Raw genomic sequence first — 23,924 nt, 5'->3', positions numbered from 1 at the left:
AAGAAGAGTGTGTGCAAACCGGAGTACCAACCACTAGTCACTCGACGGTGTCGGTCGGCACGCGTGTGGTCTCCGATGCGAGAAAGTCGACGAGTGCTTCCAACAGGCTGTCCGCGCGGGTTTCGACATCGGCCAGGACAGAGTCCAGGTCATCGAGAAGACCGTGGGCGTGTCTACGCGCAAGCGTTCCGCGTTCGTAGTAGCCGGGGTCGAGCACGACCCGCGGTACTGGATCCGGTGCAGTGCTCTGCTCCGGCTGTTGTGACCGCGCAGTGGGCTGCAGGTGGGTGGGTGCCCTTCCGTCCCAGTGCATTCGCACGATGCCCGCTACCGCGCGGGCGGTCAGCGGGGTCGCAGCCAACGGGGTGTGGCCCCACCGGTCGATCGCAGTCGACAGCGGATGTTGACCGGCCGGGTCGAAATACCGGTCGTATCCGCCGAGCCCGGTGCCGTCCACGGCATCGAAAGCGTCGGCGAGCATTCGGGTGCTCGGATACCGGGCCTGATGGCCGAGCACCTCACACCAGCGCTGGTACACCGTGCGCGGAGAAATGCCCGTCCCCGCCAGCGCGAGGGAGGTGAGGGTATGAACGCCGCGGCCTGTCTCGATGCGAAGGGCGTCGAGACCCGCATCGGCGGTGACATCGCATGCCCGCAGGGCCGCGATCTGCGTGTACGGCAGACCTGTCGTAGCGAGCGTGAGGATCAGCGCGTCTCTGCGCGCGAACAACGCTGACGGCCAACCGTATTCGGGGAGTCGGGCGATGATTCCGCCGATCACGGCTGCCACCTCCTGCAGGCGCGACGTGCGGGCCCCATCCAGCGCAGCCCGGACGGTCTCAGCGCGCCCTGGAGGAGGTAATAGATGCCGATGATGAGCGGAGTCGATCACCGCGATCCGGCGGCGTTGGGTCGTCGGCGCGGCGGGGTGCGCATACAGGAACCGAGCAAGTGACTCAGGAGAGGCCGCCAATGGGGGTTCGCCATGGGCGGTGCACCAGTCCTCGAACAGTGACCACGTGTGCCGATCCCGCCTCGGTATCGACGTGTTCGTGATGTCCGATGCACGTATCGGACAAGGGCGGTCGTCGTGGTCAGCATCTACCCCTGTCGTCCCGTCGCCGCTCACTGGTTCGGTCGGGTGCCTGGTCATAGGCCGAGCTCGGTGACGGCGTTGCCGACCAGTGGCGCATTCTCGTGAGCGTATGTTTCGACCATTGCGGGTGTGGTGTGCCCGGTTTGGCGCATGATCGCATGCGCGTCGGCACCGTTGCGGAAGGCCTGCGTGACGAAGCCGGAACGGAGGGAATGCCCGCCGAGCTGGGCGACGGTGTCGGGGCCGTATCCAGCTCGAGTAGCGCGGCGGCGGATCGCCGCGTGCACCGCGGCTCCGGACAGGGCTGTGTCGGAGAGGTTGCCGTTCTTGCGGACGGACCGAAACAGAGGGGACCGTTTCTCGACTACAGGAAGGGTGCCGCGGCAGATATGGGAGTCGAATTCCACTGCGCGGGAGAGTATTCGGATGACAGCAACTCTGCCGCCGGTGTCGAACGCTGCGACGATCTGCAGCCATCGCACCCACGCGCAGACCGGACATGACTCGTGGCGGTCGGTGAACGGGAGTGCTTTCACGGTTCCGGTGCCGTCCTGGTCGGTCTTCGATTTGCGGATACGTACGTGCGCGCCGTCGAGGCGGTCGCGGTGGACATCGCGGCATTCGAGCGCTACGAGTTCGCTGCGGCGGAATGCGCCGGTGTAGCCCATCAGCAGTAGCGCGGTGTCGCGGCGTTCGAGGACCTCCGACGCCCAGCCCGCTGCAGTGCGTCGGGCGTGGTCGACGATCGTAGTGATGTCAGCGGTGAGGAGCGGGGCACGGGGTCTGCGGGGCCGCTCCCCCGCAGACGCGTAATCCCGCCGGATACCCGAGAGAGTGGCGCGGACCATCTCGTGCCCGCACGGGTTGTCGTGGCCGGTAGCGCGGTGGCGGTCCGCGACCGCCGCGATCCATTTGTCGAACGTCGACGGCGCATACGCCCGCGTCCCGTCGACGGTGAGCGTATCGGCGGCGCCGACGAGGTACGCCGCCACCGTTGCGGGATGCGCCGGCAAAGCCTGGTGCCCGAGGACGATGCACCAGTTCTCGAATCGACTCCACGCCGAGGCATAGGCACGGCGTGTTCCGGCCGAACGAGAAGCTGCGATCGACTGTTCTATCCGAGCGGCGACCTCGACCGGTAGGTCCGGGAACACTGCCACACCACCCACCGAGACGAGTGAATCCGCGTCCCCGACCTCACCGAGCTGCCGTTCTGCCATGACAAGCACTGTAGCGAGCACCTCCGACAGACTTCTCGAGCCGAAAACACGCTGAGCAGGCCTTTTCGCGATCATGGTGCGGGAAGGAAAATTCTCGTGGGTCACCGCACACAAACCGTGGGTGACTACAGGGTGCGATCGAATTCCGCCTGAAAGCGCAGAGAAACGTGTGGCGATTGCGATCTAGCGCGCTTCAGTCCCAGTCCAGTCGAATACCGAGCTCGACGAAGGCATAGGCCAGCTCATCGACGTCATCTTCGGTGCGGCACCCCGTTCGAGCGAATCCGAACAAAGATCGGGCGGCATCGCTGTCGACGCGGGCGGCGGCGACAGCGGCATCGATCGCCGCAATCACACCGTCCCAAGCGCTGCGGGCGGGTACCGGACTGCGAGACCTCGTCGGAGCGGCCCCCGGATCGACCGGCTCGTACCGTCGCGGCCGCAGCAAGCAGGCATCAGCACCGCTCGCGGCTATCTCATCGTTCTCGACCGCATTGATCGCGGTCGCGGCAGCAAACAAAACCTTCGCTTGCTCGTCACACCGCAGTTGCTCGAACGGAACCCACGATGTCCGCAGCGGGCGAGAATGGCCGGTGGACTTCCAGATCGCGCTCAGTGGCTTCGCCCACCATCCGGTGCGGACCAGCGGTGTCGATACCTCGTCGACGACGGTACGCAGCAGCCTGAACCACACTCCGGCATGAACACGGCCTCCGCCGAGCTCGACCGACCCGCACGTCAACGCGACGGCGGTGCGTCTGTCGATTTCTGCGACGACTGCCGGTACGGGTATCGGTGGTGCGTGTTCGTCCGAGCCTGGCGGTGTCCTGTCCCAAAAGACCAGTCGGCCGGGTATGACAGCACAGAATTCGAGCCGGCAGAGGTGTTTCGTGCAGCTGGTCAGCATCGGGTACTGATGAGCCATCATGACCGCGATGTCGGCGTCTGTGTCGAGGTCGTCGATACACAAGGGGCATGCCCGCGTATCGAGCTTGCTCACCCAGGGAAGCCACGTGCCGGCGGGCGGTGCGCGTCGACGTCGATCTGACCTTGCCAGACCCGCCGGTAGTAGGACAGAGAACTGATGGACGTAGGTGTCGAAGTCGCATCCGCCGGGGTCGGTGCTGTCGAGCAGCCAGGGCGTACCGCCCGCCAACGTCATCTCACGCAGCCGTTCCGCTGTGCAGGTGCTCCTCTGGGCAAGCGCGGATAGCACCGGCTCGGGTGTGTAGCGGTCGAGGTCCACGCCCGAAGTGTCGACACCGAGCCCGTCGAGAAGATCCGCTGTACCGATCAACGAATACAGTCTGCTAGTCCGGGCAAGCCACGACATCAGAGTCTCACCAGGTAATGGTTGCGGGTGCAGCGGCCACCGCGGATGCCCACTGTGGTCGAACGCTGTAGGCGCTGGCGAGGCATCGGCTGATGTCATGCCAGATGCCGTTCGAAGTGGCGACGGCGTTCGGTGGGCCCGGAGTAGGCAGTCTGCGTCAGCACCTGCGAGGTGATCGCTTCCTCGCCAGCCTCTATTGCGGTCACTGCGGCCGCGGTCAACAGCGTGGCCAGTTCGCCGATGGTGCCCTCACACCGGGTGAGGAGGTAATCGGTCATCTCCGCCGACGTCAGGTGCGAGGGCGCACGCAACGGGAAGCTGGCGGTGAAGCTCGCCAGCAGGGAGCGGGTGTCGATGTCGTTGGTCCAGATCGGCAGCGTCATGGGGTGAAAACGGTTCTCCAACTGTGCATCACTACGGATCGCGAGGTACGCCTCTCGGGTGCCCACTCCGACAAGAGGAATCCGCAGTTCGTTGCCTAGAAACCGCAACAGGTTCAGGAATTCTCGGCGCACGTTGTCGCGGCCGGCGAGAACATTGTGGAGCTCGTCGATGATCAGCATCCGAACCCCGGTCGCTCGCAGCAGCGAGATTGCTTGCTGTTCGAGTTCGTGGACTCGGCTCCGCGGGCGGATCGGCGTTCCGAGTGCAGCAAGCATCGCCAGGTAGAACCGTGCGGGTGCTGGGTCTGGAGGCATCTGCATACACAACACCGGTATCTGCTCGCGATCGGGCAAGCTGACAGCAGGGTGCGCACGCCGGAACTTCTCGATGATCATCGACTTGCCGTTGTTCGTCGGTCCGATCAGAAGCACGTTCGGCATACGTTGCCGATCCGGCCACACCAGCAACGTCTCAAGATGCTCGATCACCGACCGTGCACGCGGATACCCGATCCACCGTTCAGTACGAATATGCCTGATGCGTTGCGCGGCAGGAAGAACCGCAATCGATCTGACCGAACTTCGCAGGTGGGTGAGGTCCGCACGAACGACGTCGATGTCTTCGCAACTACGGTCGTCATCGTCGCCGGCGGGAGCGTTTCGGGGGTCGTGGTTCATCCATTCACCACTCTTCGATGTCGTCGAAGATCGGAACCGGCACGTCGTCGGTGCCTGGGCCGAGCTCGGGCGGGCTCTGCGTGTCCGGTGGTGTGGTGATGCTGCTCAGATGAGAACGGCGAGTGCGATTACGGCGGGCCCGCTTGGTGTACCTCTGTGCGGACGTGGCTATCTGACGCATCTGCTCGATCATCGCGAACAGAGCGTGTTCGTCGATACTTGCTCGGCCTTGTTCTCGAAGGCGCACCACCGCTGCCCGGTGTTCCCACGCTGTCACGGCCGGATGTGACATCGTCCGGTATGGCACCTCGACGTACCCGCCGCCGCTGTCGGGGTCCAGGACCCACACCCTGCTCAGATCACGTGGATCACGCCGGATAACGAACTGACCCAACTTCTCTCGCCTGGCGATCCATGGTTTCAGCGCGTTCGAGAAGTACTGGATGTGGTCGATGACGAACCCTGTCCGGGTCAGTCGGCGCCGGATGACGGGGAGGAAGTCCACTAAGAATGCGGTCTCATCCACCACTGTCGAGCTCGCCAGAGCGGTATCGGCGTCGGTGCTGCTGGTCCACTGCGCAGCCGGGCTCCGGCTCAGGCCGGTGTGCACGTCCGCGTGATAGGCCGCGATCGCCAAAATCAGCCAGCGTTCCAGTTCTCGTAACGTCAGAGCTGCCGCGCCCTCCGAGTCGTAGCTGCCCCGCTGCGTTGGATTCGAGAACGTGGTGCCAGGGAGCTCGTGAACCTGGGTCATGACGGTGCCGATGATGCGTTCGACAATCCCGCCGTATTGCGGCCTGCCGGGTGGGCGGTAGCCGAGGTCGATACCGTGTTGCTCGCAACCCCGCCGTAGCGCTTCACTTTTGAACTCGGCGGCGTTGTCGACGTACAAGGCGCGCGGCTTTCCGGCCATCGGCCACCGCACATCCGCGCCGAGCCCCAGAGCGTCGATCCATACGCTTTTGTCCGAGCACACCCGGCCCAGACACAACCCGACCGACACTGCGGACGGCGAGTCGAGTGTGACCACGAAGCCCGGCACGCAGCGGCTGAAGACATCGATAGCAATCGTGAGATAAGGACGTCCGATCGGCACCCGGTCGTATTCGTCGACGATCATCAGATCGACCACGGTGTGATCGATCTGGACTTGCTGGAGAACCGCCGTCACCGGCGGCGGGACATCGCCAGCGGATTGCCGCGATCGAGCGGCATCCGGTCCGCCACGTGACCGTGCGACGCGGCCCGGGTGCATTGCTGCGATCCGCGCGGCGACTGTGTTGCGGGCTGGAATAGGGAGTCCCGCACGGTGACAGGCCAGCGCGATATGTCGATGCAGTGCGGCGACACTGAGCTTCTGGCGAGCCAGAAACTCGCGGTTGATGTGCTCGGCGATCACTTCTTCCACCTCGGCCGGCACGCGGGAACGGCCGCGCCCGCCTGCAGGAGCGGAGACCAACAGATCTGTGACCGACCCTCCCCCATTCCGGAGCTTGGACAACAGCACGTACACACGCCGGGGCGAGACCCCCAACTGCTGTGCTGCATCCTCGACCACTGCGGTGCCGATCGAGGATCGATCCGCTAGTTCGCTGAGCACTGCGAACCGTGACCGTGCCTGCTCCCACTGCTCGGCCGACGCGGTCAGCACACCAGTCTCTGCGACGTCGAACTTGTCCGCGTCCATCGCAGCCTCCGAACGCCAGGCCTGTGTGATCGACCGATTGTGCAGTCCACTTCTGCAGTCAGAATGTCAGAAGACGACTGCAATCGGAGGTAAAACCCCAGGAAATTATGACGCCCACTTCTGAAACTGACAACTGTGCCCTTGTGAGCACACTTTTGGGGTACGCCAGGGTCTCGACCGCCGACCAGAACCCGACTCTGCAGACGGACGCTCTGACAGCCGCGGGCTGTTACAAGATTTGGACCGATGTCGCATCCGGCTCCAAAGACGACCGCCCTCAGCTGGCCGCAGTCATCGAATACCTTCGACCCGGTGACACCCTCGCAGTGTGGCGCTTGGACCGCCTCGGGCGAAGCCTTCCCCACTTACTGGAAACGGTTGCCCACCTCGAATCGATCGGCGTCGGGTTCACCTCACTCACCGAAGAAATCAACACCACCACCTCCGGTGGCCGGCTGATCTTCACGATCTTCGGAGCGCTCGCCGAGTTCGAGCGAAACCTCCTGAGAGAGAGAACCTTTGCAGGTCTGGAAGCAGCCAAAAGGCAGGGACGCACGGGCGGACGACCACCCGTACTCGACGACAAACAGAAGGCGATCGCACGCAAGATGAAAGGTGCCGGCGTCTCGATGACCACCATTGCCGAAACCCTCGGGGTGGCACGATCAACCCTGTACCGCAATCTTGGTTAGACGGTTGGGATACAACACTTCTGGGAGCCAGACGCCGTCGATACAGGCCGATTAACAGTGAGAACAGACGGCCTGCGACAGTGCAAGGGGTCCTTCTCCAATCCAGAACCTTCTTCTCACGGGACATGAGACGATGACCGTATGCCCTTGATTGAGTGGACACGGCTATCAGGCGAAGCTGTCGAAGATGCTATCGCAATGCTGTTGTGCGGAGAGAACTTTGACGCTACCCAGGTCCGCCCCGGAAGAGGTGATGGCGGCATTGATGTGTTCGTGCCCGCCGCAGCAGACTGGTCACGCCGTGACGTCTACCAGGTGAAGCGCTATGCAGAGAACCTGACCAACAGCCAGAAAAGGAAAATTGCCGGATCCGTTCATCAATCAATAAAGACTGCCAAAGAAGAGAACTGGACGATCTCATCATGGTGGCTGGTAGTCCCCCTCAATCCAACCCCCGGTAATCTTTCTTGGTTTACCGAACTGATGAAGGATCTACCCTTTGATGCCCACTGGGTTGGACTCAATCGAGTAGAATTACTCGCCGCAAAACACCCTCAGGTGATCGACTACTACCTTAGAGATGGCCGTGAACGTCTTCAAGAACAGACAGATCGCCTAACAGCGATAATTTCAGGACGAATCGACCGACAGTCAGGGGAACCGCTTCAACCCTTCGACACCATCGGTGACCTTCGCGACATATATAAAGCAATGAACGAGTATGATCCGCATTACAGATACGAACTATCAATGACTAGCGAGCCACCGAGTCAGGAAAGCTCGCCAAAATCCCCAGGACTTGTCGGGGTTGCTAGTTACGGGTCCAGTAATGATGGCTGGGTAAATGTCAGCATCTTTGCGCGGTCTCTCGCCGCCACAATAAAACGTCCAATCACGGGGGAATTTCAACTACAAATTCCTGACGACGGACCATACCAGCAGGAGTTCCAGAAGTTCATCAACTATGGAACACCAGTCTCTTTACCTCCCGGATCTGCCAAGGTCAAACTAGACCTACCAGGTGGGCTCGGGGGCGATCTATTTGATGCAGCCGTCTCCCTCGGTGCATCAACTGAGGTCACGGACCACTTTGAGGATCGAGAACTCATCTTCGCGATGTTGTCTCCGGAAAGGGAATCGCTAGCAGAAATCGAGTTGAAACTGGATGAAGCGACGGTGGGCCAGGCTGGCGGTCGCCGAACAGTCTGGAAGGATAAACCAGGGTTCATATCGATTGAAATCCTGGCGATGGATTACCCTAACCTCACTGCCAATGTCTCAATTACGGTCGACGTTGCAGGAAAAAATCCTGGCAAGATCGTAACCAGCCTGGAGTTCTTGGCGAACATGCACAGCGACAACATGATAGGGCTCGCGCAAACATTTGGACCCCGCGAGTTCACCATCGGCACGATTAACGAAGACCGTGAGAAAGATCTTGACTTCGTTAGATGGGCTAGAATAGCGAGAGCATTAACATCCATCCAGGAACACACATCTACTCGACTCGCTTTTCCCAAGTCATACACCGGGGACCAGGCTCGTGAAATTCTTGATGCAGCCCGAATACTGTCCGGTACGCCCATTTCCGCCACCTGGCAACCCTTCCAAGTGAATCGTGATCCCAATATCGAATCCGATTGGATCAAGTATGGATTGGAAGATGAAGTTGATTTGCGTGTAATCCGTAATATCGAGATAGAAATCGACGGCGTCCGGCACGTCGTCGGCAAACAAGCAGCGCTGATGCGAGCGGTGGTTGTAGAAAGTTCCGACAAAACCGTTCGTTTCAAACCAGCGGAAAGCAATATCCACGCCTCGATGGTCCGGTTCGATGGCGATGCTGAAGATCGACGCGTACAGGTCCGACCCAACCCGAAACAGGCAAAGACCGATGTCTGACCGTTTTCGGATGCGGTAAGACCGTATTCAGACAGCCAATTGGGTCAGGGCCGCGTTCGTCGATTTGCTCTCAGTCGACCCAGGCAGGCTGGGCGGGGATGTGATTGGTGGGAACGGGTGCGAGAAGGCGCAGGATGGGCAAGCTGAAAACTCGAAGGGCGAGGGAGCTGCGCCATCCTTTGTGTTTGAAGGCGAACAACCAGTGTCCGAACAGCCACAGGCCCAGCCCCACTGCCAGGGCCAACGGTGCGTTCATCTCCCCGAAGTGGGGGCCGCCCCAGATGAGGCCGGCGATGGTGAGAATGATGAGCAGGCCGCCGAGGAATCTGGCGACGAATGATCCGATTTTCCAGGCCACCAGGACCACTACGCCGATAATCAGGATGCTCATGTTCGTTCCCCCGCACTGTGTATGAGTGTGTTGGCTCATTGTGCGGCACACCTACGACAGATGTGGGTTCCGTCGTGAGTGTGCGGGCGGAGCGGCCCACCGTGTTGTTCACTGTTCTTCTCGCTTGAGAGTCAGGGTGTTTCCGTGACCTACGGAATGCGGTCTACCCAGTAGGAAACGCCCTACGTGAGAGCTGTTGTCGTCGAGGGCAATTGCTTCAATGCGGACTGCACGGCCGGTGTAGCCGTCGTCTTCGGTGCACCAGTTCTGGATCCGGCAGGCTCTGTTCAGCCAGATGATGCGTCCCACGTGTTTGTCGCACACGCACGCGGCGGGAATGGTCTCGGAGTCTGCGAGGAACTCCTCGAGTGCCGGGTCTGCGTCGGAGGGAAAGTCGAACAGGTCGAGTTGAGCAGGTTCGTCACCTTTCATGTCCCCACGGTAGCCCATAACGTCCTACCTGTGGGACGCACCGGGCTTTCAATGGTCCTGCGCGTCCCGTCTTTGGGTAAGGTTGCGGTATGAATCAGCTGTTCAAAGCCGCTTCCGATGCAGTGTCGACCTCGAAGCAGGCCGCCCGCCAGGCGAAAGAAGCGAGCGATGTCGTGCTGATGCAGGCAATCAAAGTGCTGCTCGCGAGCGGTGTCTCCATACGGGAGACCGCGGCGATGCTCGATTCAAGCAAGGCGACGGTCGGGCGTCTCGCGGCGCTGCCGTCGACGACCGCACCCGTCCCCTCTGCTGATGGGGAGTCCGCTGACCTGGTGGTAAGCAACGGGTGGGGGTCGCAGAAACGATTGGACGAGGTGTACGAGTGGTGCTTGATCTACGACGGTGAGCACGGGATCGAACTCCCGCCGGCGGTACTCGACCTGACAAAGGACCAAGCACTCTCAAATCTTCGGGACGCGTGCGAGCAGGATCGGGTTGCCGGCGAGAGCAGGCTCACTGACGACGAACGGAACGCCGTCCGTCGTCAGTGCAGGTTGGCTACTGTGATCGCCCGTGCTTGCGGCGCTACTGGCGATGAACTCGCGCGATCGCAGAGTTGACCATGGTCTTTCCGATCATGATCTTTCCCTTGATCGGCCGAGGCTGAGGGGGTCTCTCAATTGCTGTGCTCCGTCAGGCCTGAATCAATTCGAGAGCGGCCACTGCCCGGTCCGGGAGGAAGAACTCACGAACATCGGTTCCAGTGAGGTAGTCCTTCACGTCGATCGTTTTGAGGTCAAGCTCGGAGATACCGAAGAATTCGCTGGCAAGCTTGAGTTCTAACACCACATTGTGGATGGGATTGTCGGTTGCTTCCTCGCGAAGTACGCGGTTCCATCCCGGCTCCGGGTTTGCCGTGACGAAGTCGGGACTGACGTTGACATCGATGTACGAATACTCGGTGGACTCCGTCAGGATCACGGCAGCCTGCGTTACGACTTCCATGTAACCCTCGGCCGTTGACGCAGCTTTATCGGTGGCAGCACGCCCCTTGCGCAGGTCCGCGACAAGGAGGGTCAGCGCCGCGAGATCCTCCCCGGTGAAGTGCCTCTCGAGACCTGGGATCGGTCCGTTCAGGTATACGCGGGTCTTTGCCATTGTTTCTCCATTTCAGTGCCGAATAATTCAAATTGATTGTATTTCAACATTTTTCGTACCGCTCAACCACTTCGCGCATTCCTGTGCATGGCGTTTACAGCTCTTGGCCATGGTCACGTTCGACAGATGGATCGGTCGACGGACGGGCGGGATTGGGCCGGTCGGGTGATGCTCGGCGCCGGTTGAGCATGTCCCGTATTGATGTCGGGTGCGCGAGGTCGATCACCGTGGGAGGAGCCTCGTTTGACGGTGAATCCGGTTCCGGAGACGACTCGGCTGCCTCCGCGATAGCTAGGTCGGCGTTGCCGGGTTCTGGTGTTTCCTGCTCTGCCGCAACAGGTGCCGGTTCTTGTTCCGTCGAAGCGTCGGAGACGGTTGCAGATTCGGCCATTGCTGCCAGTCGGCTGCGTTCCATGGCTGCTTCGGCTTCCCGGCGGGCCATGATCGCTCGGACCTCGTCGGCGTCGACGCATTCGAGTTGTTCGACGAGTGCCGGTGTCGCGTTGAGCATGAGCGACCAGCCGGGTTCTCGCCCTTTGTATTCGAGACGCTCTTGCAGTTCTGCTCGGCGGGCGATCGCTTCGGGGCTGTTTTCTTCCTCTCGGAGCTGGCGTTGGAGGTCGTAGAGTTCGGCGTACATCGACTTGAGTTCCGCGCTTCGCGGGAAGTCCTCGCTGGACTGCTTCTGCAATTCTTCGAGTCGGGCGGTGGCGGTGTCGAGTTGCCAGGTGCGGGAGTCGAGTTTGTCGGGCACTTCGGCGACCATGCGTTCGATGCGGCTCATGATGCCGCTCGCGAGGTGACCGAATGCTCCTTCGCGTTCTTCTTCGGTCATGGTGGTGTTCGCTCGTACGCTGACGTACATGTCTTCTTGGGGAATGACTCTCGTCGAGAGGGGCAGTCCTTTCGCGCCGACGTAGAGCGCGGCATCGGCCATGGATCGGCGGACCTCGATGTCGAGGCCGCCCTTGGTTGCGACGGTGACGACCTTGTCGAGTCCTGCCCCTTTGAGGTGACCGTAGGTCTCTCGTAGGTGATGGACCAGCGCTTTCGACGCTTCGGTGCGTTTGGTGAAGGTTTGGCCGGCGATGGTCATCGAGAATCCTTCGGCCGCGAGGTGCGTTTCGACTGCGGGTACGGCCGCGGTCAGTGCCGCGATTGCCTGCTGGTGTCCGGGTATGGCGGTGGTGAGGGCTCCGAGTTCGCGTTCACGGCTTCGAGCTGCGGCGAAGTGCGCGTCGGCGTCGGCCTGTAGGTCGGCGACGGCGCCGTCGAGTTCGACTTGGCGCATGTAGCGGGGATCTCCGGTGGCGATCGCTTTGATCGCTGCTGCGTTCTTGGCGAGGTCGTCCCCTCCCAGGTCCTCGACTCGGCGCACGGATCGGTCTGCACGTTTGAGTTGCTCGATGAAGTGCGCTTTGCGTTGCACGGTCTGCCACATGAAGGTGTCGAAGGTGCGTTCGGCGACGTACGCGAAGATTTGGACGCGCTTGTTCTGGTTGCCCTGCCGGATGATGCGGCCTTCTCGTTGTTCGAGGTCAGCGGGTCGCCAGGGTACGTCGATGTGGTGCAGGGCGACGGCGCGTGGCTGGATGTTGGCGCCGGTTCCCATCTTTTCGGTGGAGCCGAAGACAACGGCGACGCGACCGTTTCGGCAGTCCGCGTAGAGCTTCGCCTTTTCCGATGCTTTCGCGTAGTCGTGGATGAACCGGATGGATTCGGGGTCCATGCCGGCGGCGACGAGTTCGTCCTTGACTCCGGTGTAGATGTTCCACGCTCGACTTTTGGCTTTCGGGGTCGATCGGTCGCAGAAAACGATCTGGAGCCCTCCTCGTAGGGGGGACTCGTTTCCTAGATTGTCGAGGTAGACGTTGTCCTTGGTGTCTTCGCGGACCTCGAGGATCTGATCTGCGAGGATACGAGCTCGACCGCCTGTCTCGGGTGCGTCCAGGTGCGCGGTCCTCGGGTCGAGGGTGACGTTGCGGCCGTCGCTCGCGATCTTGAGCGAGTTGTCGATGTCGGGGCGTCGGCGGTCGGCGGCGCTGGCGCGGTGACCGAGGTCGCTGATGAAGTCCCGCACTTCCTGGCTGGGCTCGAAGGAGATGACGGTGCGCTGCCCGTCGTCGAGGACCGGAAGAGTCACCGGCACTTGATCGCGCATGACGACGTCGGTGAACACACTGGTCATGGCGACAAGGTCACCGACGTTGGTGAATTCTCCGACCCTGGTCTTGGGAACGAGTTTGCTGCCACTCGAGTTCAGTTCGACGCTCTCGACTGTGTCGGTGAATGTCGCGCCCCACGAGTCGAGCGCGGCAACACCGGCAGCCTCGAGCAGATCCGGGCGCAGGTAGTTCGTCATCACCCACAGCTCACCGAGACTGTTCGCCACCGGTGTGCCGGTGGCGAAGGTCGCGACTCGTTCGACGTAGTTGTCCTCGGGGATACCGGCAGAGGTGGCTTCGGCGCGGCGCACACCTCGCAGGTAGTGCAGCTTCATCGACAGGTCCATGGCCTGATCGGCGCCCTTGGCGCAGGCCAGCTCGTCGACGTTCGATTGACGGCGCAGGTTCTTGTACATGTGCGCTTCGTCGATGAACAGGTAGTCGCCGCCGCTCTCCTCGAAGCTCAGACCAGCGTCTTTTCCGGTTTGATCGAGGGTGTCGTTGAGTCGTTCCTCGGCGTTGGCGATCGCGATTTCGAGTTTCTTGACCGACTCGCGGGTCTCCATCGTGGTGCGGTGCTCGTAAAGCTTGTCGAGTTCGTCGCGGATGAAATCGGCTTTGGTCTGATTCGAGACGCCGATCAGCTTGAACGCGGACTGCGGCACGATGACCATGTCCCAGTCCTCGGTGGCCGACTGCGCGACCAACCGCCTGCGGGATTCGAGATCGGTTGCGGCGGATCCGGAGAGGATGCGGGCGCCGGGGTACCAGTGCGATGCCTCGATGGCGATCTGTTCGACGATGTGGTTCGGAACCACGATCCACGGCTGGCGGACGAGTCCGAGCCGTTTGAGTTCCATGGCGCCCATGAACATGGTTCCGGACTTGCCGGCACCGACGACGTGATCGAGCAGTACGGACGGCTCACCGACGATTCGGGCGACGGCGTTGCGCTGGTACTCGTAGGGCGCATACTTGTCGCCGAGGCCGGGAAAGGTCTGGTAGCTGCCGTCCCACTGCGGTGCGACTGTCGAGTTGAACAGTTCGTTGTAGGTGTCGAGGAGCCGTTCGCGGCGATCCGGATCGGCGTCGAGTGCCCACGTGCGGAACTCCTGCTGTATCCGGCGGGCCTTGTTCTGCGCGGCGCGAGTTGCCTTGTCGTGCAGCAAGTCCCCACCTGCTGCTTCGGCGTATTCCTTGGACTTGTTGATGCGGATCGGTTCCATGTTGCACAGCGACGTCAGCAACGTGATGTGGTCGTAGTCCCCGCGGGCGCATCCGGAGTACTTGATGCCCAATCGGTCGGCGGTCTCGTCCTCGAAGTTGAAGCCGCCGGCCTGCCCGGTCCACGTCTTCGGTACGACGCCCCACTTCTCGGCCATGCCCTTGTCGCCGCGATAACCCGCAACGTGGATCGACCACTGGGCGTCGAAGCGTTCGACCTTGATCGTGGTGCCCTCGGGAACCTCGAAGGTTTCCCGGATGAACTGGGCGTAGTCGGCGGGATCGACCCACGGGGCACCGAGTTTGATGTCGATGTCGTTCTTGCGCGGCGGCTGAATCTCGTTGAGGGCTTGAACATTGGGCCGGTACCGGGGATCTTGTTCCGCCGCTGCGTTGGCGTCCGCGAGTTTCGTGCGGACGTTCCCCGACAGGTACGACGTCGCGGGGATCCAGGTGTTCGGATCGTGCAGTGAGCGGAATGCTCGCCCGACCAGTTGTTCCTCGACGTCAGGGCGCGGGACGCTGAGCAGTTCACTGATGCGATCGACATCAATGCTGCGAGTCTCGTCGAGACTGATCGCGAGTGCATCGTCGATGGTTTCGGCCTCGCGGCGTTCGGCACGTGCAGAGACCACGTCGGTGGCGAAGATCGCGGCCTTGCTGCCGCGCATCGTTTCGTCGTCGAAATTCTCCATGGCGAACACGACGTGGATGGTCGGGTCGTTGCGGAGGATGCCTTCGAGGTGGGTCTGCTTCTTCCACGGCCGGCGGTTGTCTTCCCACGCTTCGTCGTTGAGGCGTTCGTAGACGGCGTCGGGGATCTCGCCCTGCCACGGTCCGTCTTCGTTGCCTTCCTTCGCCCTCCACCGCTCGATGCTCTTTTCGAGTTTGCGGTCGTGCTGGGCGTCGGTGAGGTCGGCGGGGATCTTCCACTCGAACCGGTTGATGAATCCGTATCGGCCCAGGTACTCGTCGTAGCGGGAGTTCAATTCGCCGCGAAGGGCGATCCTTTCGCTGCGTGGTCGCTCTTCGAGCTGAGAGCGCACCAGGGTGACCGCGACGTCACGCATCTGCAGGAGCTGGCGCCATTCGTCGTGCTTCTTGGCCCCTCGCACGGTGGCCTGTTCCCATCCGCCGCGGCCGTAGACCTGGATCTGCTGTTCTTCTTCGTTCCAGCGCAGAGTGTCGACGGCGATGTCGTCGCCAGTGCGCTCGGCGCCGTTGATCAGCCCCTGATCGAAGGCGTTCACCCCGGCGACGGCCGTGGACTCGATCGTGGCGGTCAACGCCAGATCCTCGGCGCGGGCGCGGTCGACAATCGCGGTCAGTCGCTGCGAGAGAGCTTCGACCATGGGCGCACCGACCGGGCCGTTCACCTTGAGGGTTTCGTTGCTGTACATCCCGGACCCGATGACCATCTCACCGAGAACGTTGTGCGGATTGGCGGCGAAGTATCCGTTGACGGACCGATCCAGGTAGCGGCCGTCGTCGTCGCGGACTCCCGTCTCACCGGTGGCGACGAACTGTGCTGTCGCTTCCGAGCGTTCGCGGTCCTCTTCACGAACACGGAAGACCAGCACGTCGGTGACGACCTCGGTGCCGGCCACTCGGGCGAATGCACCGGTCGGCAGACGCACTGCACCGATCAGGTCGGCCCGCTCGGCCATTTCCTTGCGCGCACGCGGATCTGCGGCGTCGGCGGTAAATGCCGACGAGATCACCGCGACGTACCCTCCGGGCGCGGTGAGGGCGAGGGACTTGTTGATGAAGTGGTTGTGGATCGAGAGGTTGCTCTTGTTGTGTGCGGGGTCGTGCAGGCGCAGCGCACCGAACGGGACGTTGCCCACGGTCGCGGTGAAGCTGTCCTCGGGTACGCGGGTGTGTTGGAAACCTTCGTTGCGGATCTGCGCGGACGGATAGAGCGCCGCCGCGATCCGGGCCGTCGTCGAGTCGAGTTCGACACCGACCATCGTCGCGGATTCCGGCGCGTGCCCGATGAACGTGCCTGCACCGCAACCCGGTTCGAGTACCCGTCCACCGCTGAAACCAGCGCGCTCGAGTGCATCCCACATCACCGAGACGATGGCCGGATCGGTGTAGTGGGCGTTGACGGTGGTGAAGCGAGCTTGATTCCACTGCTGACTGGTCAACAACGATTCCAGGCGTGAGCGGTCTTGCGCCCATTCCGATTTCGAGGTGTCGAAGATGTTGGGGACAGCTCCCCACCCCGACCACTGAGCGATGATCTGCTGCTCTTCTGCGGTGGCGTAGCGCTGTTCGGAGTCGAGGACACCGAGCATTTCGATAGCGGCGATGTTCGCCCGTGCCCGCGCCTTCTCTCCGGACGGCGGCAGAACCTCGACCCCGGGGGCGAAATCAACCGGTTCGGGAAGGATTCGCGCGGCCGTTCCCGGTTGCGTCTCCTCCCCCGCTTCCGCGGAACCTAACGCTTCCGAGACCTCGACGGCAGTGGTCTCAAATACCGTCTCCGCCAAAAGCTCCACCTCGGCGACACTCTGTAGGGGTTGAGCTTCTGCGGCCGTCAGAGGCAGCGGTGTGCCCCCAGGATCGACGGCTGCGGGATCGACAGGACTGGCGCCGGCCTCGTCGAAGAGCCCGAGCTGGCTCTGCTCTACTTCCGCTCGACGAGTGCGCCGGGGCCGTCGAGCGGCTGGCCGTCCTCGACCATTGCCGCTTCGAGCTGGCTGATGAACGACGGAAGTAGCGGGTCGCTGCTGCTCGTCGGAATCGGCTGCCCATCCTCCGAGAGTGTCTGCATCAAATAGGCCGCCATCACCCGGTAGAGCGTCGAACGGGTCGGGAACAGTTGATCGGTCAGTTCCTCGATCTCCTTCGGCGGTTCGCTCCGAACCAGTGCCTTGCGCCACCGCTGCGGATCGTTGCGATTCTGCTCGGCCGACTTCTCGGGTACGTTCCCGCTGTCCGCCTCCTCCGGGAACGGATCCAGAGCTTCCGGGATCTGCTCGTAGAGCATCTCTTGTAGAACCTGGGCGGTGATCTGCGCTCGGGCCGTTTCGATCAATGCCAGCTTCGTCGGAAAGTCCGGCTCCCGGCCGTGCTCGCTCTTGAAGCTCGCCACCAACGGTCCCTGCGCCGTCCCCATCGACAGTTCGATCTGCGCCGATATTTCCGCGGTCCGCTCCTGCAGGAACTCCTGCTTCTCCGACTCCGTCATCGACTCCGGAAGACCGATCAAGTCCGTCCACACTCGACTGACCTCGGCGAATATCTGTCCGCTCATTGTGTTCCTCCATGTCGAAAAGGTCGAACTGATCGTTGTTGTTCTTGCTGGACGCCACAGCAGAGATCCCCACGAGTTCCCCCCGCACGGCACTCACCGACACCGAGCAGATTCAGTGCCGGCCCCGAGCAGATCCGCGGGCGGTGAGCACCACTACAAGGTCCCATCATGCCCGTAACCGACCCGTAGGCCCGTTTGGCGGGTCTCCGCGTCGGGGATCGCGGACCGAGATGCCTACTCGCCGGTAGCGTCCACATTCGTTTCCCTGTCATCGTTGCCCTTGCACCACCCCCTACCTGCCACGATTGCGACAGGTAGAGGTGGAGTCCTACGTGGTTCCTATGGACCGCAGATGGGCGCTGACGACGTCCTGGACCCGCGTGGCCACGTCGACGTCCTCCCGCAGGGTGGCTGCGGCCTGGACCGCTCCCACAGTGCCCGAGCACAGGTTCCATGCGAGCCGGTGCGCGATCGGGCCGTCCGCGTACTCACCGGCGCTGATCGCCGTTTCGACGATGCCACTGACGGCATCGACCCAGCGTGCGAAAGCTGCACCGTTGTCGATGCTGGGTTCGAGGGTCAGCTTCATCCCAGCGCGCAGGTTGGTGTCGTCAGCGATCTTGAGGGCAAGGGAAGAGAAGATCGCAGTCAACCGATCGGATCCGGTCCCTACGGCGGCATCTACCGCTGCGTCGTTGATGGATTCGTCGACCGCCAGGTTCCAGTCCGAGATGAGCTGTTGCGCGATCGCTTCCTTCGATGGGAAGTGGTAGTACATTGCGCCTCTGGCGAATTTTCCAGTGTGGGTGATGGTGTTCATGCTGGTCTGGCCGTAGCCATCGGTGTCGAAATGCCGTGCCGCAACGGCGATGATCGCTTCTCGTGTTCGCACTGCGCGGGCCTGGGGCGCCGAGTTCTTACTGCCGGGAGCGCGGCCGATCCGAGGACGGATTCTCGTGGTGGCAGTGCTTTCCGGGCTTTCCGAGGTGTGTGCCGGTTCGTTGGGGCTGTTCACAGGGATGCTCCTTCGACCATGCGGGCGGAGGCCGGATCGGTTCCGCGCCACATCAGCAGCAGATCGTCGACCCGTTTGGTGATGGAGTGATTCTCGTCGAGGCTAGCGGCAACCTGTACAGCGCCGACGAATCCGGCGCAGAGAGTGTCCGCGAGCCTGGACATGCTTTCCGCGCAGTCGAGAGCGCCGCAGCGGATCGCGTCGACGACGATCGGCGTGAGGGCTTCGGTCCACGCTTCGTAGGTGGCGTGGGCCTCGCTGAGCGACTGATCGAGGCTCAGGATGAGTCCGGCGCGGACGATCGCCTCGTTTTGGGCGCGGCGGGCGAGTTCGCGGTAGATCATCAGTATTTGCCGGTCGGCGGGTTGTCCGGTTGCGGCGGCTTTCCCGACTGTCTCGGAGACTGCGTCGGACCAGCGGCGGAGCATCTCGCTCGCGATGGATTCCTTTTTCGAGAAGTGGAAGTACATCGCACCTTTGGTGGTCTCGGAGATCGCCAGGATGTCGTTGATGCTGGTGCCCGCGTACCCGGTTCGGCTGAACAGGGTGGCGGAAACCTCGAGGATCGCTTCTCGGGTTATTTTCGCTCGTGGCTGCATAGGCGGTCGGCCGGTCTTTCCGTGGTCGACGCTTTCTGCGAGGTCGTTATGATCGTTCATTGGTCACAGGTCCATTCTGTGGTCATCGGCCCTGACGGTGTTAGCGCACTGTCGGGGCCACCTTTATTGGTGGGATTTGTTCAGACGGTGGTGAGCTCGCGGTCGGCGATGTTCTCGGCGGACCGGAGGTCGGGCAGTGGCGGGCTTGTGAATCCTGCTTCGCGGGCTGCGGTATCGAACTTCTCGTACCGGCGCCATGCAGTCGATATTGCGACAGGCGGCTTCGACTCCTGAGCGATCATCTCCCACGTGAGGTTCGGGTTCGTGAGCTTGCGGACTGCTGTGTCCTTCACGTTCGCCGCAAGATCAGACCCGGCGATGAAAGCCATGAGGTCGTCTATGCCGGTATCCGTGCCGGTCTGCGTTTCTTCGGTATCTCGGCCGCGACCGAATGCCGTAACGGTGTCTTGGGCATCAATGGCGTCGAGGCCCTCATCCGTCATTTCGTCGACGAAAAACGGCTCCGCAAAGTCCGCAATGACGTCGTGCTGGTCGGCCTGCACATCCTCCGTTGCGACGTCTTCGTTGCGTTTCGCTTCCAGTTGTTCCGCAATATTTCGGGCTGCCCGGTCGCGGAGGCGAGGGTTTCGGATCGACCCCCAGTCGGCAGTCAGATCAGGCGCAACGCTCTTTGCACTGTCACTGTCGGTGGCGTTTTCAACGATCGAGCGGTAAGCGGCGTAGGCCATTCCAACTGCCTTCACCAGGATCGTGATTCCGTGCGTGAATGCCAAGACCAGGGCCGGCGGAATGATTGCTATGGCCGCTGCAATGGCCGGTGCGAGTGGGATGAACCCGAGGTCTCCCCCACCACCGATGAACTCCCGTGCGGCAATTGCTGCGTGATAGGCGTGGTACGCGTTTCCGAGGATGCTGATCACGACGACGCTGACGGCGAGTGCGATGTAGAAGCCTCGGTCGCGCTTGTTCATGTTGAGCTTGCTGATGATGACGATGGCGATGGTGGCGCCGAGGATTGCGCTGTCGACGATCGCAGGGAAAATCCAGGTCAGGTGTTCTGGGATCAGAGCTTGCCTGGCGAGGTCTCGTTGCACGGCGAAGGAAAGTACGAATGCGCCGGTGGTGATACCGAGTGCAATGACAATCGCGAGTGCGAGTGCGGCGAGCAATGCGCCTAGCTGAATACGAGCTGCCCGGAGGCTAAAGTCGGTCATGACTGGGTTCTTTCCTAATTGGTGTGTAGAAGCACGGACCGACGGGCAACAACGCTCACGCTGGTCTGCTGTTTCTGCGGGTGCACTGCCAGGCGGACTCCAGGGTTTTCCCGGCGCATGCGACGCCTTCTGGAAGAGAGGCAGCGCCGGGCAGTGCACCATTCGGCGTGGTGAAATGTCGTGGTACGAGCCCGCCGCAGGGATGATCTCTTCTTCTGTGTTCCCGAGCCGTGAGCTCTTCGGCAGATCGAGCGCCCTGCGGTGCGCTGGTGTCACGAACGGCTGGTGAGATGACGGACCGTCGAGTCCTGCAATTAGGTCGCCGCGTGCACCACACGGGTTCGCAACCTGCACATCGACATTGGGAGGCGCGGTGGGACTGTACTGCGGAATCGATTGGGCCGAAAACCATCACGACTTCGCGATCCTCAACGACCTGGGCGAAGTCGTGAGCCGGGGACGAGTCGACAACGACGCTGCCGGGTTCGCCCGGTTGCTCGAGGCATTCGCCGAAGCCGGCGACACCGCCGAAGATCCGATCCCAGTCGGGATCGAAACCGATCACGGCCTGTGGGTTGCCGGACTGCGCGCGAGTGGCCGGGTGATCTACCCGATCAATCCGCTCGCGGCCTCCCGGTACCGGTCCCGGCATTCGGTCTCCGGATCGAAATCCGATTCCGCCGACGCGGTCATGCTGGCGAATATCGTGCGCACCGACGCCGTCGCGCACCGCCCACTGCCGGCGGATACCGACAGCGCTCTGGCCATTCGGGTTCTCGCCCGCGCCCAGCAGGACGCCGTCTGGTCTCGGCAACGCTTCGGCAACGAGATCCGCTCGCTGCTCAAGGAATATTTCCCGGCAGCGTTGACCGCGTTTCAGTCGCTCGAAGACGGGCTGACCCGCCCTGATGCCCGAAGCGTGCTCGCTGCAGCTCCGACTCCGACCGCAGCTGCCGCCCTGACCCGGCCCCAACTCAAAGCAGCACTCAAAAGAGCCGGACGTTCCCGATTCCTCGACCGAGACGTCGAACGACTGCGGGCCATCATGCGCGCCCCGGCGCTTCGCCAGCCACCGCAGATCGAAGCAGCGATGGGAATCAGCCTGATGACCCTGTTGCGGCAGTTCGACGCCGCCTGCACAGCCGCCGAGACCCTCGCCGCGCACGTGAGCGTGCTCTTCTCCGAGCACCCGGATGCGAAGATCATCACCAGCTTTCCCGGTCTGGGGCCGCTCGCAGGTGCTCGCGTGCTCGCCGAGATCGGTGACGACCGAAACAGGTTCGCGACCGCGCGCGGCCTCAAGGCCTACGCCGGTGCTGCCCCGATCACCCGTGCCAGCGGGAAGAAAACCTTCGTCCTGCACCGGCACGTCAAGAACCGGCGACTGGCAGCAGCGGGAACGATCTGGGCGTTCAGCGCCCTGCAAGCGTCCCCCGGCGCCCGACGACATTTCGACGCTCGCCGCGCCGGCGGAGACTGGAACCACCAAGCCCAACGACACCTGTTCAACCGATTCCTCGGCCAACTCCACCACTGCCTTACCACCCGCGAATTCTTCGACGAACTGCACGCATTTCCACCTCCCCTCCCGATCGCGGCTTGACTCCTACACCCCGTGAGATGTCTTTCAGCGGGGTTCCCGGTCTGGAGCCTCGTCGGGTGCATCCGGCGGGGCTCCCTTTACTTGCAAGCGCTACTTCTGTTCGTCCTCGAGCAGTTGATGAATGTGCTTGATGAGCAGGTCCTGCATAGCGGTCTCGTTGCGGACCGCGTACTCCTTGAAACGTCGGTGAAGGTCTGCGTCGACGTTCACCTGGATCCTTTTCGTCCGTCCACTGGAATCGCTCATCATGTCTTCGATGGATTGTGGAGCGCGAGTGGCGGATGGTCGGCCAGCTCGGAGGTTGCCTGTCGCCATGACGTGGCCTTTCATTTCGTCAAACACTCATACGCTCATAGCCAGTTTTGAGTTAATGAGTGAAAGTGGTTTGCCAGTTGAGTTCGCATGAACCGGGGATCTACGCCCCTCGACGTCATTGCTCGGTCATACGACGAGCTTCGCCTTTGTCTCGTCCGTCAGCCCTGCAAAGGCCGCAAGTTCACGAAAGAGCGACTTGACCTCGTCGGACGCCACCGAATCCGGTTCTGCGTCCAATACCGTCGTACCTGTGGCTGCAGTATTGGGGTAGCTGATGCGTTGAGTGATCCGCGCGTCAAGCACGGGCAGTCCGTAGTCGCGGAGCGCACCTGTCACCTCACGACCGATACGGGTGCCGGTGATCGCCCTACTGATAACAAACGCAGCCTTGAGTTTGCCGTCGGTGATCTCGATCCGCTGAAGCACGAGTTTGACCAGATCCTCTGCCGCCCAAATGTCGTACGGCGATGGCTGTACGGGAATGAGTACTACATCAGCGGCCTTTATCGCCGATACCGCCAGATCAGCCGCCTGAGGGGCTCCGTCGATAATGATGACTGGATGCGTAGTGACCCTCTTGAGGTCACGTTCGATCGTTGGTCGGTCGATCCCGACTACCGGAACAGGCTGTTCCTCGCAGGCCGCCGCCCAATCTCGCGCACTCCCCTGCGGATCGGAGTCCACGAGCAATGTTTCGTACCCGGCAAGCTGGGATGCGCGCGCCAAGTGAGTGGCGATCGTCGTCTTTCCTGCACCACCCTTTTGGTTCAGCACTGCAATGACCGTCATCTATGCCACCTCCGAGTAGATACTCACCAGCGCCCGCATTCGTTGCGGACGTACTCATAACATCTTATGCGCTATCACCCAAAGACACAAACACTCGTATGAGTGTTTGTGTCTTTGGGTCGCACTCGACACTGCGTTACCGGGTCAGACACCCATTTGCGAGCACGCTCCTTGCAGGCTCGGAGCAAAGCAGTCTATGAGGGTATGAGGGTATGAGTGTTCGAGTGTTTGAGTAAATGAGCAAAACAAAGTCCGCAAAATCGCTGGTCGATCCGCAAAGTCCCTCCGACCGGACTTGCCACAAACCGCGCACGTGGCGCGACGGCCGCCAGAACCTCGTCACATCGATCACGGACAGGAGGGGAGCCGATCGAGCGCCTGAATATAAGTCACCAATTACGGGGGAGCCGGAGAGTCATGGTGCAAGTCTCGATTGCGGATTTTGCCCATCAAGGAGCGGTTTCAGTTGCCAATTGATTTCCCCGCAATGATTTTTGCGCATTCCCCGCAACTACGCCGGATGCATGCAACGACCGCAAAGCCCAAACACTCAAACACGCAAACACTCATTTGATGTTTTGTGTGTGCAGACACAGTGCCAGCAATCGCGTCGGTCCGAAGCCGTCAGGCTGCAAGGATTCGCGGAGACCTGTAGTTGGTCACGATCCGCCGTGCGGTCGCGTAGTCGGCGCGGCCGCCAATGGTGGGGAAGCGGCCGTACCTCGCTCGCGGTGATGCTTCAATC

At 61.9% G+C, this 23,924-nt stretch carries 19 protein-coding genes; 4 read left to right on the top strand and 15 right to left on the bottom strand.

All coding sequences use genetic code 11. From position 1 onward, the window contains the following. Positions 1-37: 37 nt before the first annotated feature. From M1L53_RS30185 to M1L53_RS30165, 5 genes are all read right to left on the bottom strand, one after another. Complete coding sequence (locus M1L53_RS30185) at positions 38-781, bottom strand: recombinase (RefSeq protein ID WP_238704818.1); 744 nt, start codon at positions 779-781, stop codon at positions 38-40. A gap of 368 nt (positions 782-1,149) precedes the next feature. Continuing rightward, the gene (locus M1L53_RS30180) at positions 1,150-2,316 is read right to left on the bottom strand and encodes a site-specific integrase (protein WP_024793402.1); all 1,167 of its coding nucleotides are present in this window, start codon (positions 2,314-2,316) and stop codon (positions 1,150-1,152) included. A 193-nt stretch (positions 2,317-2,509) separates the two neighbouring features. Further along, positions 2,510-3,748 (bottom strand): TniQ family protein, encoded by a 1,239-nt coding sequence (locus M1L53_RS30175; protein ID WP_256670145.1) that lies wholly within the window; start codon positions 3,746-3,748, stop codon positions 2,510-2,512. Further along, positions 3,745-4,710, bottom strand: coding sequence for a TniB family NTP-binding protein (locus M1L53_RS30170; protein WP_054827569.1), 966 nt, complete (start codon positions 4,708-4,710; stop codon positions 3,745-3,747). The genes M1L53_RS30175 and M1L53_RS30170 overlap by 4 nt, the downstream gene beginning before the upstream one ends. Positions 4,711-4,714: 4 nt before the next feature. Next, positions 4,715-6,397 carry a Mu transposase C-terminal domain-containing protein gene (locus M1L53_RS30165; protein ID WP_054827568.1) on the bottom strand — a complete coding sequence of 561 codons (1,683 nt, stop codon included), beginning with the start codon at positions 6,395-6,397 and terminating at the stop codon, positions 4,715-4,717. Positions 6,398-6,504: 107 nt separating this feature from the next. On the opposite strand from M1L53_RS30165, the gene M1L53_RS30160 reads away from it, so the two are divergent. Further along, positions 6,505-7,089, top strand: coding sequence for a recombinase family protein (locus M1L53_RS30160; protein WP_369293742.1), 585 nt, complete (start codon positions 6,505-6,507; stop codon positions 7,087-7,089). A gap of 141 nt (positions 7,090-7,230) precedes the next feature. Continuing rightward, positions 7,231-8,991 (top strand): restriction endonuclease, encoded by a 1,761-nt coding sequence (locus tag M1L53_RS30155; protein WP_142006807.1) that lies wholly within the window; start codon positions 7,231-7,233, stop codon positions 8,989-8,991. Between the two features lie 70 nt (positions 8,992-9,061). On the opposite strand, the gene M1L53_RS30150 is transcribed toward M1L53_RS30155, so the two are convergent. Together M1L53_RS30150 and M1L53_RS30145 are read right to left on the bottom strand one after the other, a co-directional pair. Continuing rightward, positions 9,062-9,382 carry a hypothetical protein gene (locus tag M1L53_RS30150; RefSeq protein WP_142006805.1) on the bottom strand — a complete coding sequence of 107 codons (321 nt, stop codon included), beginning with the start codon at positions 9,380-9,382 and terminating at the stop codon, positions 9,062-9,064. A gap of 108 nt (positions 9,383-9,490) precedes the next feature. Then, on the bottom strand, positions 9,491-9,814 hold the full coding sequence (locus M1L53_RS30145) for a hypothetical protein (RefSeq protein WP_142006803.1): 324 nt from the start codon (positions 9,812-9,814) through the stop codon (positions 9,491-9,493). Positions 9,815-9,903: 89 nt separating this feature from the next. On the opposite strand from M1L53_RS30145, the gene M1L53_RS30140 reads away from it, so the two are divergent. After that, positions 9,904-10,434 (top strand): hypothetical protein, encoded by a 531-nt coding sequence (locus M1L53_RS30140; RefSeq protein ID WP_142006801.1) that lies wholly within the window; start codon positions 9,904-9,906, stop codon positions 10,432-10,434. A 73-nt stretch (positions 10,435-10,507) separates the two neighbouring features. Here M1L53_RS30140 and M1L53_RS30135 read toward each other — a convergent pair whose 3' ends face one another. The 6 genes from M1L53_RS30135 to M1L53_RS30110 all read right to left on the bottom strand — a co-directional run bounded on the left by M1L53_RS30135 (position 10,508) and on the right by M1L53_RS30110 (position 20,472). After that, entirely contained in the window at positions 10,508-10,972 is a 465-nt protein-coding gene (locus M1L53_RS30135; protein ID WP_142006799.1) for a hypothetical protein, read from the bottom strand. Between the two features lie 94 nt (positions 10,973-11,066). Beyond that, positions 11,067-16,865 carry a helicase-related protein gene (locus tag M1L53_RS30130; protein ID WP_142006797.1) on the bottom strand — a complete coding sequence of 1,933 codons (5,799 nt, stop codon included), beginning with the start codon at positions 16,863-16,865 and terminating at the stop codon, positions 11,067-11,069. Between the two features lie 128 nt (positions 16,866-16,993). Further along, positions 16,994-17,623, bottom strand: a complete 630-nt coding sequence (locus tag M1L53_RS30125; protein WP_142006795.1) for a hypothetical protein — start codon at positions 17,621-17,623, stop codon at positions 16,994-16,996. Positions 17,624-17,951: 328 nt separating this feature from the next. Then, a complete protein-coding gene (locus M1L53_RS30120; protein WP_142006793.1) occupies positions 17,952-18,638 on the bottom strand; it encodes a TetR/AcrR family transcriptional regulator in 687 nt (228 codons plus the stop codon). Beyond that, positions 18,635-19,297 (bottom strand): TetR/AcrR family transcriptional regulator, encoded by a 663-nt coding sequence (locus tag M1L53_RS30115; RefSeq protein WP_142006791.1) that lies wholly within the window; start codon positions 19,295-19,297, stop codon positions 18,635-18,637. The genes M1L53_RS30120 and M1L53_RS30115 overlap by 4 nt, the downstream gene beginning before the upstream one ends. Before the next feature lie 80 nt (positions 19,298-19,377). After that, positions 19,378-20,472 carry a DUF2637 domain-containing protein gene (locus M1L53_RS30110; protein ID WP_142006789.1) on the bottom strand — a complete coding sequence of 365 codons (1,095 nt, stop codon included), beginning with the start codon at positions 20,470-20,472 and terminating at the stop codon, positions 19,378-19,380. A gap of 373 nt (positions 20,473-20,845) precedes the next feature. On the opposite strand from M1L53_RS30110, the gene M1L53_RS30105 reads away from it, so the two are divergent. Next, a complete protein-coding gene (locus tag M1L53_RS30105) occupies positions 20,846-22,075 on the top strand; it encodes an IS110 family transposase (RefSeq protein ID WP_044480144.1) in 1,230 nt (409 codons plus the stop codon). Between the two features lie 90 nt (positions 22,076-22,165). Here the strand turns inward: M1L53_RS30105 and M1L53_RS30100 are convergent, their stop codons facing one another. Continuing rightward, positions 22,166-22,321 carry a plasmid partition protein ParG gene (locus tag M1L53_RS30100; RefSeq protein WP_178377345.1) on the bottom strand — a complete coding sequence of 52 codons (156 nt, stop codon included), beginning with the start codon at positions 22,319-22,321 and terminating at the stop codon, positions 22,166-22,168. A 195-nt stretch (positions 22,322-22,516) separates the two neighbouring features. Continuing rightward, the gene (gene parA, locus M1L53_RS30095) at positions 22,517-23,179 is read right to left on the bottom strand and encodes a ParA family partition ATPase (RefSeq protein WP_030537278.1); all 663 of its coding nucleotides are present in this window, start codon (positions 23,177-23,179) and stop codon (positions 22,517-22,519) included. Positions 23,180-23,924: the final 745 nt, after the last annotated feature.

The organism is Rhodococcus sp. T9N, assembly GCF_024436645.1.
Lineage (GTDB): Bacteria > Actinomycetota > Actinomycetes > Mycobacteriales > Mycobacteriaceae > Rhodococcus_F > Rhodococcus_F qingshengii.
This window is presented reverse-complemented; position numbering and strand designations above follow the sequence as displayed.